This is a genomic window from Dactylosporangium sp. NPDC051485 (genome assembly GCF_040682015.1).
Taxonomy (GTDB): domain Bacteria; phylum Actinomycetota; class Actinomycetes; order Mycobacteriales; family Micromonosporaceae; genus Dactylosporangium.
In genome coordinates this window covers 11631-27504 of the sequence record NZ_JBFAZW010000088.1, presented here as the reverse complement: position 1 = coordinate 27504, position 15874 = coordinate 11631, and the positions used below count along the sequence as shown (strand labels likewise).

Below are 15874 nucleotides of genomic sequence, written 5' to 3'. Positions count from 1 at the left end.
CCTCAGGGACGGATGGTGACCTTGCCGGTGGTGCTGCGGGCGAGGAGATCCTCGAAGGCGCGGCGCACGTCCTCGAGGGGATAGGCGGCATGGATCGCCGGTCTGAGCACTCCGGCGGCGGTGAGCGCAAACATCTCGGTCAGCGGCTCCGCGTACGTGCCGGGAACGGTGAGGGCCGGTCGCAGCCAGAAGCCCATGACGGCGGCATTGCGGTCCGCGAGTGCGGCAGGGTCGACGGGCGTGCGGCCTTCGCGGGAGGCGTTGCCGAACGTGACCAGACGGCCGAAGTTCGCCAGGATCGCAAGACCAGCGTCGAACACCCGTCCGCCGATCGACTCGAGGACGATGTCCACCGGCCTGCCGTCGTTGGCGGCGAGGACCCGCTCGGCGTAACCGTCTGCCTCGCTGGACACGGCGACGTCCGCGCCGAGCGACAGTGCCAGGTCACGCCGGGCGTCCGTGGAGGCTGTCGCGATGACGCGCCCGGCACCGAAGTGCCTGGCCAGTTGCACAGCGAGCGAGCCGACACCGCCGGCCGCGGCGTTGACCACGACCGTCTCGCCGGGGCGAATCCGCGCGCAGCTCTGCAGGACGTGCCAGGCGGTCAGCCCCTGCACGAGCAGCGCGAGCGCCTCGGCGTCGGCCACCGTGTCGGGCACCGCCACGACATTCGCGTCATCGACGACCGCACGCTCGGCGAAACCGCCACCGCCGAAGATCGGTGCGAGCACGCGGCGGCCGTCAGCCGTCCGGCCGACCACCTCCGTGCCGGGGATGAACGGCAGCTCGGGTGCCGGCCGGTACGACCCGGCGATCCGGCTGGTATCGGCGAAGTTGACCCCTGCCGCGCTGACGTCGACGAGCAGTTGCCCGTCGGCTGCCACCGGCTCCGGCACGTGGACGAGCTGCAGAACCTCCGGGCCACCGAAACGGGCACACTGCACGGCTCTCATGGTCTGTACCGTAATACGGTCCCGGTGCAGACCCGTTCGGCACGTGCCGCCCCCGCGAGGTCAACCGGTGAGCGCGCCGGGGGCGAACGCCGGGCGGTCGAGGCGCGCCGCGAGGCTGTCGTGCAGCTGGGTCAGCGTGTCCAGCCGCTGACGGATGAGCGCGAGCCGCTCCTCGGCGACGCGCATCGCGGCCGCGCAGCCGGCGCCGGCGGCGAACGTCGGCGGGAGCTCCCGGTCGAGCCACGGCAGGAACTCCCGCACGTCGGCGATGGTGAAGCCGAGCGCCAGCAGCTCGCGGACGTTGCGCACGCGGTGCTCGGCGGCGGGGTCGTAGTCGCGGTAGCCGGCCGGCGTGCGGGCGCTGGTGAGCAGGCCCTCCTGCTCGTAGTACCGCAACGTCCTGGTGGTCGTCCCGGCGGCCCGCGCCAGTGCCCCGATGCGCATCACCCCATTATGCCAACCGGACCAGGACCGTCCCGCTGTAGCGACCGGCGAACAGGTCGAGCAGGGCCCGCGGCGCCGCGGCGAGGCCGTCGACCACGGTGTGCGGCACCGCGACCCCGAGACCCAGGAACTCCGCCTCGTGGCGCGGCTCGTCGGCCGGGGTGAACCCGTGCAGGGACAGCCGCCGGCCGATGACCGTCATCAGGTCCAGCGGCGGGTCGGCGGCGCCGCCGAGCTGCGCCGCGAGCGCCCCGCACAGCGCGATGCGGCCGTGCGGGCGCATCGCGCCGACGAGGTCGGCCAGCACCGGCCCGCCGACGGTGTCGAACCCGACGTCCACCCCGTCCGGCGCCGCCGAGCGCAGCGCCTCGGCGCCGTGCTGGAACCCGGCGTCGTAGCCGAACCGCTCGGTCAGCGCCGCCACCTTGCCCGCGCTGCCGGTGCTGCCGATCACCCGCCCTGCCCCGAGCGCCCGCGCGACCGCGCCGGCCACGCTGCCGATCCCGCCCGCCGCCCCGGACACGTACACCGTCTCGCCGGCCCGCAGCCCGGCGGCGCGCAGCCCGGCATACGCGGTCAGGCCGCCCGAGAGCAGGGCGACCTCGTCGCCCGCGTCGATGCGGCGGAAGCGCTGCGCCGGGCCGGACGCGTACTCGCGCCACCCGAACCCGTGCAGCACGGTCGCGCCGACCGGCAGGTCCGGGCTCGCCGAGGCCACCACCTCGCCGACCGCCCGGCCGAAGAGCGCCGCCCCGACCTCGTAGCCGGGCACCACCCCGAGCCCGCCGGCCAGCAGCGACCGCATCGCCGCGCCGAGCGCCATGAGCCGGTTGCGGACCACCACCTCGCCGTCGCCCGGCTCGGGCAGCTCCCGCACGCCCGGCTCGAAGTCCTCCAGCACCGGTGCGCCGCCCGGTCGCCGGGCCAGCCTGATCTCGTCACTTCGCATGTGCGGCACGCTAGGCCTTGACGTACACGTCAAGGTCAAGCTCGGCCCCGGCGACGGCCACCCTCGATCATGTGTGACGCCCGCCACTTTTCATACTGTTATGATAGGAATATCGTCGTGCCATGACGGCACGCGCACCCCGCACCCTCGCCATCGTCACCGGCGCGGGCGGGCATCCCGGCCCATATGAGCTGGCCCTGGACCCCGAGAGGTCCACAGTGGACACCGCACGGCGGGTGGCGGAGCTCGCGGAGGCGGCCCGCATCGACGCGCTCTTCGTGCCCGACCTGCTCACCTTCGGCGCGCAGGGGACCATCGGGGCGCAGGAGCCGCTGGTGTACGTCTCCGCGCTGAGCCAGGTGACGACGCGGATCGGCCTCATCGCCACCGTGTCGACCACCTTCCACCACCCGTACAACCTGGCCCGCCTCTTCGGCACACTCGACCACGTCAGCAACGGCCGGGCAGCCTGGAACCTCGTCACGTCGGCCATCGGCGAGGAGAACTTCGGCCCCGGCGGCCTGCCCAGCCCCGAGGAGCGCTACGCCCGCGCCGCCGAGACGCTCGACGTGGCCAACGCGTTGTGGGACAGCTGGCGTCCGGGCGCGCTGCGGCTGGGCCCGGACGGGCGCGCGATCCTCGACCCGAGCCTGGTCCGGCCGATCGAGCACGCCGGGCAACACTTCAGCGTCGCCGGCCCGCTCAACATCCCGCCGCTGCCGCAGGGCAGGCCGGTGCTGATCCAGGCCGGGCAGTCGGCGGCCGGCATCGAGCTCGGCGCCCGTTACGCCGAGGTGGTCTTCACCGCGCTGTCCACACTGGACAGCGCCCACGAGTACACCGATCGCATCCGCGGCCGCGCGGCGCAGCTGGGTCGCCGGCCGGGACTGCCGCTCATCTTCAGCTCGTTCCACGCCACGTTCGGCGCGACCGAGGAGGAGGCGCGGCGGCTGGTGCGCGAGCGCCACGACGCCATCGACTTCGAGGCCGGCCGAGCCCTGGTCGCCGACATGCTCGGCGGCGGCGTCGACCTGTCCGCGGCCGCGCTGGACGAGCCGCTGCCCGAGAGCCTGCTGCCGGACGTGTCCGGCGTGCACAGGCGGCGCGGCCGCGTGGAGATCTTCAGCGGGTACATCCGGCGGGGCTACACCCTGCGCGAGCTCATCATCGCCGCGCAGGACACCGGCCACTGGAACGTCGCCGGCACCCCCGAGCAACTCGCCGACGCCGTCGAGGAGCGCTTCCGGGCCGGCGTGCTCGACGTGCTGTCCGTCGGCGGCCTACACGACCCGGTCCAGCACGACTACGTCGTCAACGGGCTGCTGCACCACCTGCGCAAGCGCGGCATCGTCAAGGACGACTACCTGGGCCCGACCCTGCGCGACAACCTCGGCCTGCCCCTGGAGCGCCCCGGCGACGCCGGCTGAGCGCGACCGACGCCGACGCGCCGGCGACCGGCCGCACCCGGTCGGCGCCGGTCGGGGCCGCGCGCCGGCTTTGTCCTGCCGTCGCCCTGCCCGGTGCCGCAACCGGCGCCGGTCCCGCGACGAGAGCCGCGACCCGCTCCCCACGTGAGCGACATGCGTTGATGTTATTCCCTATTTTTCAGATCGGAAAGATTGTTTAACAGTCGCTCCGTAACGTTCCCGTCATGCCGCGAACCACAAAGGCCGCCACGACGCTCGCCGCCCTGCTGAGCCTGGCCGCCTGCACCACCGACACGTCCGGCGCCGACCCGGCCGCGACCGATACGAAATCCCTCACCATCGGCACCACCGATCAGGTCTCCAGCCTCGATCCCGCCGGCTCCTGGGACGCCGGGTCCGGCACCATCGAGACCCAGGTGTACGCGGCGCTGCTCAGCGCCCCCAACGGGACCACCGACCCCAAGCCGGACCTCGCCGCCTCGATCACGCTGAGCGCGCCGACGACCTACACGGTGAAGCTCAAGCCCGGCCTCAAGTTCGCCAACGGCCACGACCTCACCTCCTCGGACGTGAAGTTCAGCTTCGACCGGCAGCTCAAGATCGCCGACAAGAACGGGCCCTCGTCGCTGCTGTACAACCTCGCCTCGGTCGCCGCCCCCGCGCCGGACACGGTCGAGTTCACGCTCAAATCGGCCAACGACACCCTCTTCCCGCAGATCCTCACCACCTCGGCCGGGCTCATCGCCGACGAGCAGGTGTTCCCCGCCGACAAGATCCTCGACGACGACGCCATCGTCGCGGCCAAGCCCTGGGCCGGCCCCTACGTCATCGGCAGCTACACGAAGAACTCCGTCGTGTCCTTCGCCGTCAACCCGGCCTACGGCGGCGGCCTCGGCGCGCCGAAGAACACCGGCGTGGTGCTCAAGTACTACACCGCCGCGAGCAACCTCAAGCTCGACATCCAGCAGGGCAACATCGACGTGGTCTACCGCACGCTGACCATCCCCGACCTGCAGGACCTGGGCACCAAGCCCGAGGTCGTCGTGCACACCGGCGCCGGCAACGGCATCCGCTTCATCGTGTTCGACCTCAAGACGCAGCCATTCGGCTCGGCGACCCCGCAGGCCGACCCGGCCAAGGCGCTGGCGGTGCGCCAGGCGGCGGCCTCGCTGGTCGACCGCACGCAGCTGGCGGAGCAGGTCTACAAGAACACGTTCCAGCCGCTGTACTCCTACGTGCCCCAGGGCATCACCGGCGCCACCGAGTCCCTCAAGCCGCTGTACGGCGACAAGCGCGGCGGACCGGACAAGGCCGCGGCCGCGAGCCTGCTCAGCGCGGCCGGCGTGACCCCGCCCGTGGCCCTGCACCTGCAGTACAACACCGACCACTACGGCTCCTCGTCGGAGGACGAGTACGCGCTGGTGAAGACCCAGCTCGAGGCGGGCGGGCTGTTCAAGGTGACGTTGCAGTCCACGGAGTGGTCGCAGTACGGCAAGCAGCGCGTCGCCGACCAGTACCCCGCCTACCAGCTCGGCTGGTACGCCGACTACCTCGACGCCGACAACTACCTCGGCTCCTTCTTCGCCGACGGCAACTGGGTCAACAACGGCTACGACGACCCGGCCGTGAAGACGCTCATCAAGCAGGAGCAGACCGAGACGGACGCGGGACGGCGCACCGCGACGCTGGGGCAGATCCAGGACACCGCCGCCAAGGCCGTGCCGATCGTGCCGCTGCTGCAGGGCTCCACCGCGATCGTGACCCGGGCGAGCGTCAGCGGGGTGCCGCAGCCGCTCGACAGCGCGTACCAGTTCCGCTGGGCCGAGCTTGCGAAGCGCTGACGAGCGGCGGCCGGGTCCGGGCCTGGCCCGCTATCTCGCCGTGCGGTTCCTGCTCATCTTCCCGACCGTCTTCGCCCTGGTGACCGCGGTGTTCTTCCTCATGCGGCTCACCGGGGACCCGGTCACCAACGCCTTGGGCGACCGGCTGACCCCGGCCCAGCTCCAGGTGCGGCTGCACCAGGCGGGCTACGACCGGCCGCTGCTCGTGCAGTACCTCGACTTCCTGAAGGGGGTGGTGACCGGCGACCTGGGCCGCACCGCGACCGACAACCGCTCGATCGGCGAGCTGCTCGGCAGCTACGGCACGGCGACGCTGGAGCTGGCGGCGTACGCGCTGGTGATCGCGCTGCTCGTCGGGCTGCCGCTGGGCCGGCTCGCGGCGTACTACCGCGACCGGGCGCCCGACGTGGTCCTGCGGCTGTTCGCGATCCTGGCCTACGCGACCCCGGTCTTCTTCGTCGGGCTGGTGCTGAAGCTGGTCTTCTCGGTGTGGCTGGGCTGGTTGCCGGTCGCCGGGCGGGCCAGCACCGGGGTGCAGCTGGAGCTGGCCCGCCGCTCCAGCGTCACCGGGATCTACCTGGTCGACGCGGTGCGCAGCGGCGACGGCGCCGCGGTGCTCGACGTGCTGCGCCACGCGGTCCTGCCCAGCGTCGCGCTCGGCCTGCTCGTGGCCGGGGTCTTCCTGCGGCTGGTGCGCACCAACCTCATCGGCACGCTCTCGGCCGGGTACGTCACCGCCGCCCGTTCCCGCGGCGTCCCCGAGCGCCGGCTACGCGACCGGCACGCCACCCGCCCGGCGCTGGTGCCGGTCGTAACGATGCTCGGCCTGCAGGTCGCCGGGCTGCTGGGCGGGGCGGTGCTGACCGAGACGACGTTCGAGTGGAAGGGCCTGGGCTTCGAGCTGGCGCACTACCTGACGGCCCGGGACTTCGTGGCGGTGCAGGCGCTCGTGGCCGTCTTCGCGGTCGTGGTCGCGGTGACGAACTTCCTCGTCGACGCGGTCGCGGCCCTCGTCGACCCGAGAGTGCGGTACTGACATGACCCAACGTGTGATGGTGCTGATCGGCGCCGGGCTCGCCGGCCTGTTCGTGGTCACCGCACTGCTGGCCCCCGTCCTGGCGCCGCGCGGGTACGCCCAGCTGCAGGACGGCGGCGGGCTCTTCGGCGCCCAGCAGCACCCGGGCGCCGGCCATCTCCTCGGCACCACCGTCACCGGCTACGACGTGTTCTCGCGCGTGCTGTGGGGGGCCCGCACCGCGCTGCTGGTCATCCTGCTGTCGGTGAGCCTGTCGCTCGTGTTCGGCGTGCTGCTGGGGCTCGTCTCCGGCTACGTCGGCGGGCGGCTGGACCGCGCCCTCGTCGGCGTGGCCGACGCCATGTACGCGTTCCCGTCGCTGCTGTTGTCCATCCTCGTCGCCATCGTGGTCAGCCAGGGCCGCTCGAGTCTTGTCGGTGGCCTGGCCGCGGCCGCGGTGGCGGTCACCGTCGTCTTCGTCCCGCAGTACCTGCGCGTCGTGCGGGCGGAGGTGGTGCGGGTCAAGGGCGAGGCGTTCGTGGACGCCGCCCGGGTCATCGGCGCCGGGCGCGGCCGCATCATGTTCCACCACGTGCTGCGCAACTCGGTGCGCAGCCTGCCGGTCGTGGTCACCGTCAACGCCTCCGAGGCCATCCTCACCCTGGCCGGGCTGGGCTTCCTCGGCTTCGGCATCGAGCCCAACTCCGCCGCGGAGTGGGGCTACGACCTCAACAAGGCGGTGCCGGACGTGACCGCCGGGATCTGGTGGACGGCCGTGCCGCCGGGGATCGCGATCGTGCTGACGGTCCTGGGCATCACCCTCATCGGCGAGAGCCTCACCGATCTCACCGACCCGCGGCTGCGGCGGCGGTCGGCATGAGCGAAGACCTGGTGCGCATCGAGGACCTGCGGGTCCGCTTCGCCGTCGGCGGCGGGTCCGTGACCGCGGTCGACGGGCTGGACCTGGCCGTCGGCCCCGGCGAGATCGTCGCGCTGGTCGGCGAGAGCGGCAGTGGCAAGACGGCCACCGCCAACGCCGTGCTCGGGCTGCTCCCGCGCTCGGCGGCGGTCACCGGCCGGGTGCTGCTGCGCCCGGCGGACGGCTCGGCGCCGCTGGACGTCGTGGCCCTGGGCGCCCGGCGGCTGCGCCGGCTGCGGGGCACCGCGGCGGCGATGGTCTTCCAGGAGCCCTCCACGGCGCTGAACCCGGTGTACCCGGTCGGCTGGCAGATCGCCGAGGGGCTGCGCGCGCACGGGATGCGCGGGCGGGCGGCCCGGTGGGCCCGGGCGGTCGAGATGCTCGACGCGGTGGGCATCCCGGAGCCGCGGCGGCGGGCCGGGCACTACCCCTTCCAGTTCTCCGGCGGCCAGCAGCAGCGGGTGCTCATCGCGGCGGCGCTGGCCCTCGGCGCCCGGCTGCTCGTCGCCGACGAGCCGACCAGCGCGCTGGACGTGACCGTGCAGGCCGAGATCCTCGACCTGCTGCGCCGGTGCCGCGCCGACTTCGGCACCGGCATCCTGCTCATCACCCATGACATGGGCGTGGTCGCCGACATCGCCGACCGGGTCGCGGTCATGCACCGCGGGCGGATCGTCGAACGGGCCCCGGCCCAGGCGCTGTTCGCCGCGCCCGCCCACGCGTACACCCGCGACCTGCTGGCCGCGATCCCGGTGCCGGGCTCGGCCGGCGCGCGCCCGGTGGCCCCGCCCGGAGCCGAGCCGGTCGTGGTCGCCGAGGACCTCGTCGTGCAGTACCCTCGCCGGCTCGGCCGGGGCGGCGCTCGCGCGGTCGACGGGGTCAGCTTCGCGATCGCGGCCGGCGAGGTGCTCGGGCTGGTCGGCGAGAGCGGCTCCGGCAAGACCACCATCGGCCGGGCGATCGCCGGGCTGACCGCGGTGACCGGAGGCTCGCTCGACGTGCGGGTGCCGGCCGGGCGGCTCGGGTACGTCTTCCAGGACCCCGCGGCGAGCTTCAACCCCCTGCTCACCATCGGCGACAGCATCGCCGAGCCGCTGCGGGTGCACCGCCGCGAGCTCGGCCGGGCCGCCGTGCGGACCCGCGTCGGCGAGCTGCTGGAGCAGGTCGAGCTGCCGGCCGGACACGCCGGGCGCTACCCGCACGAGCTCAGCGGCGGCCAGCGGCAACGCGCCGGGCTGGCCCGCGCGCTCGCGCTGCAGCCGCGGCTGCTCATCGCCGACGAACCCACCTCCGCCCTGGACGTCTCCGTCCAGGCCAACATCCTGGAGCTGCTCATGCGCCTGCATCGCGAACACGGGTTCGCCGCCCTGTTCATCAGCCACGACCTGGCCGTCGTCGACGCCGTCGCCGGTCGGGTGATGGTCCTGCAGCACGGCCGGGCCGTCGAGACCGGCGAGACCCGGCAGGTGCTGCACGAGCCCGGGCACCCGTACACCCGGCGGCTCGTCGCGGCGGCCCCGGTGCCCGATCCGGTCCGCCAGGCCGCCCGCCGGGCCGAGGCGCAGTCGCGGACGGAGGCCGTGCGGTGAACGCCGACGCGCTCGCCGAACAGGTCCTCACGGCCATGCCCGTCATCGACGGGCACAACGACCTGCCGGTCGCGCTGCGGGCCCGGGCCGGCTCCGGGGTCGATGGCCTCGACCGGCACCGCCCGGAGCTGCACACCGACATCCCCCGGCTGCGGGCCGGGCGGGTCGGCGGGCAGTTCTGGTCGGTGTACGTGCCGTCGCACCTGCCCGAGCCCGAGGCCGTGGTGGCCACGCTCGAGCAGATCGACGCCGTCTACCGCCTCGCCGACGCCTACCCGGAGACGTTCGCCATCGCGTGCACCGCCGCGGAGGTGCAGCGGGCCATCCGCGGCGGTCGCATCGCGTCGCTCATCGGCGTCGAGGGCGGCCACAGCCTCGCGGGGTCGCTCGGGGTGCTGCGCGGCCTCGCCCGGCTCGGGGTGCGGTACGTGACGCTCACCCACAACGACAACACCGCCTGGGCCGACTCCGCCACCGACGCGCCCGCGACCGGCGGGCTCAGCGACACCGGCCGGGCGATCGTCGCCGAGCTCAACCGGCTCGGCATCCTCGTCGACCTGTCCCATACCGCGGCGTCCACGCAGCGCGATGCGCTGGCCGTGTCCGCCGCGCCCGTCATCTACAGCCACTCCTGCGCCCGGGGGCTCAACGACCATCCCCGCAACGTCGGCGACGACGAGCTGCGGCTGCTCAAGACCAACGGCGGCGTCCTGCAGCTCACGTTCGTCCCGGCGTTCGTGTCCGCCGACGTCGCCGCGTGGACCGCCGAGGCCGCCGCCGAGCGGGTGCGGCTCGGGCTGCCGGCGGTCCCGTGGACGTGGCCGCGCGCGCCGCGCCCGGGCGAGTCCGACGCCGACCTCGCGGCCGAGCAGGCCGCCGCGGCGGATGCGGCACCGGTCGAGCCGCGCTTCGCGAAGTGGCTCGCCGAGCATCCCCGGCCGGAGGTGTCGCTCGCCCAGGTCGCCGACCACGTCGAGCACGCCCGCGAGGTCGTCGGCCCCGCGCACCTCGGGCTCGGCGGCGACTACGACGGCGTCGACTGGTTCCCCGCCGACCTCGCCGACGTGTCCGGCTATCCGCGCCTGCTGGCCGAGCTGGCCCGGCGGGGCTGGAGCACCGCCGAGCTTGAGGGGCTGACCGGCCGCAACATCCTGCGGGTGCTGCGCGATGCGGAGGACGTCGCCGCGAGCCCGCTCTGGCCCACTCTCGGGTAGCCGCTCAGCCCAGGTCTGTGTGGTGGCAGGCGGCCCGGTGCTCGCCGCCGGCCATCGCGGGCTCCTCGGTCGCGCAGATCGTTCTCCTTGCCGGTTCCAGGGTGGCGTACAGCGGGCAGCGCCCCCGGAACCGGCAGCCGACGGGACGCTCGTCGGCCGCGGGCGGGTCGCCGGGCAGCAGGATGCGCTCCCGCCGCCGCTCGGCGTCCGGGTCGGGGACCGGGACGCAGGACAGCAGCGCCCGGGTGTACGGATGCCACGGCCGGGCGAGCACGTCGGCGGCCGGACCGGTCTCGACGGTCCGGCCGAGGTACACGACGCTGACCACGTCCGCGATCCTGGCCACGACGGCGAGGTCGTGGGTGACGACGAGGTACGCCAGGCCGAGCCGCTCCTGCAGGCCGGCGAGCAGGTCGAGCACCGCGGCCTGCACCGTGACGTCCAGCGAGGAGACCGGTTCGTCGAGCACGAGCAGGTCCGGCTCGACGCCGATCGCGCGGGCGATCGCGATGCGCTGCCGCTGCCCGCCGGAGAACTCGTGCGGGAAGCGCCGGGCCAGGGCCGGGTCCAGCCCGACGAGCCGCAGCACCTCGTCCACCCGCGCCCGGGCCCGGGCCGGCGGGTACCCCTGGGCCAGCATCGGCTCGGCGATGACGTCACCGACGGGCAGCCGCGGGTCGAGGCTCGCGAACGGATCCTGGAACACCAGCTGCATCCGCCGGCGCAGCCGGGCCCGGTCGGCACCGCTGAGGCGCCCGGCGACCTCCCGGCCGAACAGCTCGATCGAGCCGCCCTCCGGCGGCTGCAAGCCGAGGATCTCCAGCAGCGTGGTGGACTTGCCGCTGCCGGACTCTCCGACCAGCGCGTGGGTCCGTCCGGCGTGGACGGTCAGGTCGACGCCGTCGACCGCATGGATCGCGCCGGTCCGGCGGCGCAGGACCCGGCCGCGGTACACGGGAAACGTTCGCCGCAGGCCGGTGACCCGCAGCACCGGCGGGCCGGGCGGGGTTGCCCGCGGGGTGCGCGGGGCGTCGAGGCGGGGCTGGGCGGCGAGCAGCTCGCGGGTGTACGGCTCGCGCGGCTCGCGGTACAGCTGGCGCACCTCGGCCTCTTCGACGATGCGGCCGCCGCGCATCACGGCGACGCGGTCGGCGATGCCCGCCATCACGCCGAGGTCGTGGCTGACGAAGACGAGCGCGGCCCCGGTCGCCGCGCGCACGTCGTGGAGCACCTGCAGGATCTGGGCCTGCACGGTCACGTCGAGGGCGGTCGTGGGCTCGTCGGCGAGGATCAGGTCCGGGTCGTTGGCGATGGCCATCGCGATCATCACGCGCTGCCGCATGCCGCCGGAGAGCTCGTCCGGGAACGCCCGGGCGCGCAGCTGCGGTGACGGGATGCCGACGAGCCGCAGCAGCTCGACGGCGCGGCGGCGGGCCTCGGCCCGGGACACGCCGCGGTGGGCGAGCACGGCCTCGGCGAGCTGGTCGCCGACGCGGTACACCGGGGTCAGGGCGGACAGCGAGTCCTGGAACACGATCGCGGCGACGTTGCCGCGCAGCCGGCGCAGCGTGGGCGGGTCGGCACCGAGCACCTCGGTGCCGCCGAGCACGACGCTGCCGGTGACCGCGGCCCCGGCGGGCAGCAGGCCCAGCGCGGCGAGCACGGTCACGGACTTGCCGGAGCCGGACTCGCCGACGATGCCGAGCACCTGTCCGCGGTGGACGGTGAGGTCGATGCCGTCCACCGCGGGCGGCCCGTCGCCGAAGCGGACCCGCAGGCCCCGGACGGTCAGCACCGCGCCGTCGGGCGGTGCCCCGGCCGGGACCGGCTCGGGCCTGCGGGCCCGTGCGGGGCCGGAGCGCGGGTCGACGGCGTCGCGCAGGCCGTCGCCGACGAGGTTCACGGCGAGGACGAAGACGACGAGCAGCCCGGCCGGGAAGAAGAACATCCATGGGAAGGTGACCGCCGAGGCGGTGCCGGCGGCGATGAGGGTGCCGAGCGACACGTCGGGCGGCTGGACGCCGAAGCCGAAGTACGACAGCGCCGTCTCGGTCATGACGGCGGCGCCGACGGCGAGGGTGGCGTCGATGATGAGGAACGAGGCGGTGCTCGGCAGCACGTGCCGCACGATGATCCGGGGCGCGGAGACGCCCATGAGCCGGGCCGCGCGGACGAACGGCAGCTCCTTGAGCGAGATCGTCAGGGACCGCACGACCCGGGCGGAGATCATCCAGCCGAACACGGCGAGCAGGCCGACGAAGGCGACCCAGCCGCCGGCCCGCAGCCGCGGCGACACCACCGCGATGACGAGGAACGACGGGAAGACCAGCAGCAGGTCGACGACGAGGACGAGCCCGCGCTCGGTCCAGCCGCCGGCATATCCGGCGACCGCGCCGACGACGGCGGCCAGGGCGGTGGCGACGACGGCCACGGCGAGCCCGATGAGCAGCGACTTCTGCAGCCCGCGGACGGTCTGGGCGAAGACGTCCTGGCCGATGCCGTTCGTGCCCCACCAGTGCGCCGCGGACGGGGCGGCGCGCAGGGCGGTGTAGTCGATGTCGGTGTACGACCAATGGGTCAGGGCGGGCCCCGCGAAGGCCAGCACGAACAGCAGCGCGACGATGCCGGCACCGGTCCGGGCGGCCCGGTCGCGGCGCAACCGCCCGGCCACGACCCGCAGCCGGGTGGGCGGCGCCTGGCGGGCCTCGTCGGCGACCTCGGCCGCGAGGGTGTCAGCCACGGCGGTTGCCGAGCCGGACGCGCGGGTCGAGCACCGCGTGCAGCACGTCGGCGAGCAGCCCGGCGAGCAGGACGGTGACGGCCGCGAAGAGGTTGACCGCGACGACCGCGTTGACGTCGTTGTTGTTCACCGAGTCGATGAACCACTCCCCCATCCCGTGCCAGCCGAAGATCTTCTCGGTGAAGGTCGCGCCGGTGAGCACGCCGAGGAAGCCGAACGAGAAGAACGTCGACATCGGGATGAGCGCCGTGCGCAGGCCGTGCTTGACGAGCACGCGGCGGCGGGGCAGGCCCTTGGCCTCGGCGGTGCGCAGATAGTCGGCGCCGAGCACGTCGAGCATGGCGCTGCGCTGGTAGCGGCTGTAGGTGGCGAGCGTGACCAGCCCGATGGACAGCGTCGGCAGCAGCAGGTGCCCGGCGCGGTCGGCGAGCAGGCCGAGCGCCGAGCCGGTCAGGCCCGGGGTGCGCTCGCCGGTGAAGGCGACGACCTGCCGCCCGGCGGCCTGGTTCGCGGCCAGCGCACCGATCTTGAGCAGCAGCGCGATGAGGAACGTCGGCGTGGACAGCAGCAGGAACGCGAGCACGGTGAACGAGCGGTCGGTGAGGCGGTACTGCCGCACGGCGCTCCACGCTCCGGCAGCCACACCCGCGGCGATGCCGAGCGTGGTGCCGAGCACGAGCAGCCGCAGGCTCACCCCGACGCGGCGGCCGAACTCGGCGTTGACGGAGGTGCCGGTGATGCTCGTACCGAGGTCGCCGTGGACCGCCCGGCCGGCCCAGCCCGCGAAGCGCTCGGTCACCGGTTGCCGGTCGTCCAGGCCGATGGCCCGCAGCTGCCGGTCCACCTGCGCGGCCGGCGGCGGGATCAGCCGGGACTGGAAGTACGCGCGGGGGGACAGCGCGGACGTCGCCAGGATGTAGGACAGGAACGCGGCCGAGACCAGCAGCGCCACGTAGTAGGCGAACCGGCGGGCGAGGAAGGCGAGCAACGAACCCCCTCAATTGACATACATCGTATCGATGAACGTACCAGAAGATGTATATATAGACGGTATGCTAAGTATGGATTGAGAGGCGGGTTCGATGAGGAACTCCACGGCGCTGGCCCTGGCCGCGCTGCTCGCCGGGGCCGGCCTGACCGGCGGCTGCGGCGGGGCCAGCGCGCCGGGCCACCAGGGCACGCCGCCGAAGACCGGCAGCTCCGACATCAACCCGCAGCCGCGCGACAGCCTGCGCAAGGGCGGCACGCTGCGGCTGTCGATCCAGCAGTGGATCACGCAGTACAACATCGGGCAGGTCGACGGGCTGCAGGGCGACGGCGCGTCGATCCTGACGCTCACCGAGCCGAAGCTGTGGTTCGCCGACGACAACGGCGTGCCGGCGGCCAACCCGGAGGTGCTGGTCTCCGCCGAGGTGGGCACCTCCGGGGGCGCCCAGGTCGTGACGTACAAGCTGAACCCCAAGGCGACCTGGTCCGATGCCACGCCGATCACCTGGCAGGACTTCGCCACGCAGTGGAAGACCCGCAACGGCTCCGACGACCGGTTCCAGCTCTCCGGCACGACCGGCTACGACGACATCGCGAACGTCGAGCGCGGGGCCGACGAGCGGACCGTGAAGGTGACGTTCAAACAGCCGTACGCGGACTGGCAGACGCTGTTCGACCCGCTGCTGCCCGGCAGCGCGGTGGACACGCCCGAGAAGTTCAACACCGGCTGGATCGAGAAGATCCCGGTGTGGGGCGGGCCGTGGAAGATCGGCTCGGCCGACAAGACGAGCCAGACGATCACCATGGTGCCGAACGAGTCGTACTGGGGCACCAGGCCACTGCTCGACTCGATCGTGTTCCGGGCGCTGGACAGCACGGCGATCACCGAGGCGTACCTCAACAACGAGATCGACCAGGCACCCGGCCGGCAGCCCGAGGCCTACCGGCGCCTCGCCGGGGCCGCGAACACCGTCATGCGCACCGGCGGCCGCTGGGACGAGACACAGCTGACGCTCGGGCACGCCGGGCCGCTCGCCGACGTGCGGGTCCGCCAGGCGGTCACCAACGCCGTGGACCGCGCCGCGATCGCCGCGGCCCAGTCCGCCGGGCTGCCGTTCAAGGTGAACACGCTCGGCAGCCACTTCTTCATGCCCAGCCAGGACGGATACCGCGACAACAGCGGCGACGAGGGCCGCTTCGACCTCGAGCGCGCCAAGCGGCTGCTCGACGAGGCCGGCTGGAAGGCCTCCGCGGACGGCAAAACCCGCACCAGGGACGGCGCCGCGCTCAAGCTCGTCTACGTCGTGAACGGCAACGGCAGCACGGACCTGCCGCAGCTGGTGCAGAACATGCTCGGCCAGGCCGGCATCACCGTCGAGCTGCGCAAGGTGCCCGGCAACGACTACTTCACCAAGTACGTCAACGTCGGCGCGTTCGACCTGGCCTCGTTCCGCCAGGTCGACAACGTGTTCCCGTCGCTGCTCTACCCGGTGTACCGCACCGGCGGCGACCAGAACTACGGCGGGGTCGCCACCCCGGAGATCGACAAGCTGATCGACCAGGCCGGCGCGGAGACCGACCGGGCCAAGGCCGCCGAACTGCTCAACCGGGCCGACGCGCTGCTGTGGCAGGCCGGGCACTCCGTGCCGCTGTTCCAGACCCCGCAGATCTCGGCGGTGCGCCCGGGCCTGGCCAACTTCGGGGCCTTCGGGCTGCGCAGCGAGCGGCAGTACGTCGACGTCGGCTGGACCAGGTAGCACCCGCGCCCGGTTGCGTCAGTCAGGCCATGTGAGCGA

12 protein-coding genes are annotated in these 15874 nt (G+C 73.5%); 7 read left to right on the top strand and 5 right to left on the bottom strand.

From position 1 onward, the window contains the following. Positions 1-2: 2 nt before the first annotated feature. Genes AB0M46_RS37290 through AB0M46_RS37280 form a run of 3 tightly spaced genes read right to left on the bottom strand, consistent with a single transcriptional unit; the run spans position 3 to position 2346 of the window. Positions 3-953, bottom strand: a complete 951-nt coding sequence (locus tag AB0M46_RS37290; protein WP_363344087.1) for an NADPH:quinone oxidoreductase family protein — start codon at positions 951-953, stop codon at positions 3-5. Positions 954-1013: 60 nt separating this feature from the next. Then, positions 1014-1397: a MerR family transcriptional regulator gene (locus AB0M46_RS37285; RefSeq protein WP_363344085.1), complete on the bottom strand. Its 384-nt coding sequence runs from the start codon at positions 1395-1397 to the stop codon at positions 1014-1016. 7 nt (positions 1398-1404) lie between these two features. Then, positions 1405-2346 (bottom strand): NADP-dependent oxidoreductase, encoded by a 942-nt coding sequence (locus tag AB0M46_RS37280; protein WP_363344083.1) that lies wholly within the window; start codon positions 2344-2346, stop codon positions 1405-1407. A 122-nt stretch (positions 2347-2468) separates the two neighbouring features. Here AB0M46_RS37280 and AB0M46_RS37275 point away from each other — a divergent pair, with 122 nt between their 5' ends. The 6 genes from AB0M46_RS37275 (at position 2469) to AB0M46_RS37250 (ending at position 10351) form a co-directional block, all read left to right on the top strand. Beyond that, complete coding sequence (locus AB0M46_RS37275; protein WP_363344081.1) at positions 2469-3773, top strand: NtaA/DmoA family FMN-dependent monooxygenase; 1305 nt, start codon at positions 2469-2471, stop codon at positions 3771-3773. A gap of 224 nt (positions 3774-3997) precedes the next feature. Then, positions 3998-5614: an ABC transporter substrate-binding protein gene (locus tag AB0M46_RS37270; RefSeq protein ID WP_363344079.1), complete on the top strand. Its 1617-nt coding sequence runs from the start codon at positions 3998-4000 to the stop codon at positions 5612-5614. After that, the gene (locus AB0M46_RS37265) at positions 5601-6650 is read left to right on the top strand and encodes an ABC transporter permease (RefSeq protein WP_363344077.1); all 1050 of its coding nucleotides are present in this window, start codon (positions 5601-5603) and stop codon (positions 6648-6650) included. The genes AB0M46_RS37270 and AB0M46_RS37265 overlap by 14 nt, the downstream gene beginning before the upstream one ends. A gap of 1 nt (position 6651) precedes the next feature. Next, positions 6652-7509 carry an ABC transporter permease gene (locus AB0M46_RS37260; protein ID WP_363344075.1) on the top strand — a complete coding sequence of 286 codons (858 nt, stop codon included), beginning with the start codon at positions 6652-6654 and terminating at the stop codon, positions 7507-7509. Further along, positions 7506-9137 carry an ABC transporter ATP-binding protein gene (locus AB0M46_RS37255; RefSeq protein WP_363344073.1) on the top strand — a complete coding sequence of 544 codons (1632 nt, stop codon included), beginning with the start codon at positions 7506-7508 and terminating at the stop codon, positions 9135-9137. The genes AB0M46_RS37260 and AB0M46_RS37255 overlap by 4 nt, the downstream gene beginning before the upstream one ends. Then, positions 9134-10351 (top strand): dipeptidase, encoded by a 1218-nt coding sequence (locus AB0M46_RS37250; RefSeq protein WP_363344071.1) that lies wholly within the window; start codon positions 9134-9136, stop codon positions 10349-10351. Before AB0M46_RS37255 ends, AB0M46_RS37250 begins: the two co-directional genes overlap by 4 nt. 4 nt (positions 10352-10355) lie before the next feature. On the opposite strand, the gene AB0M46_RS37245 is transcribed toward AB0M46_RS37250, so the two are convergent. Beyond that, positions 10356-13091: a dipeptide ABC transporter ATP-binding protein gene (locus AB0M46_RS37245; protein ID WP_363344069.1), complete on the bottom strand. Its 2736-nt coding sequence runs from the start codon at positions 13089-13091 to the stop codon at positions 10356-10358. Beyond that, positions 13084-14079 (bottom strand): ABC transporter permease, encoded by a 996-nt coding sequence (locus AB0M46_RS37240; RefSeq protein WP_363344067.1) that lies wholly within the window; start codon positions 14077-14079, stop codon positions 13084-13086. Before AB0M46_RS37240 ends, AB0M46_RS37245 begins: the two co-directional genes overlap by 8 nt. A 94-nt stretch (positions 14080-14173) precedes the next feature. Between AB0M46_RS37240 and AB0M46_RS37235 the strand changes: the two genes are divergently transcribed. Beyond that, a complete protein-coding gene (locus tag AB0M46_RS37235; protein ID WP_363344065.1) occupies positions 14174-15835 on the top strand; it encodes an ABC transporter family substrate-binding protein in 1662 nt (553 codons plus the stop codon). Positions 15836-15874 lie beyond the last annotated feature (39 nt).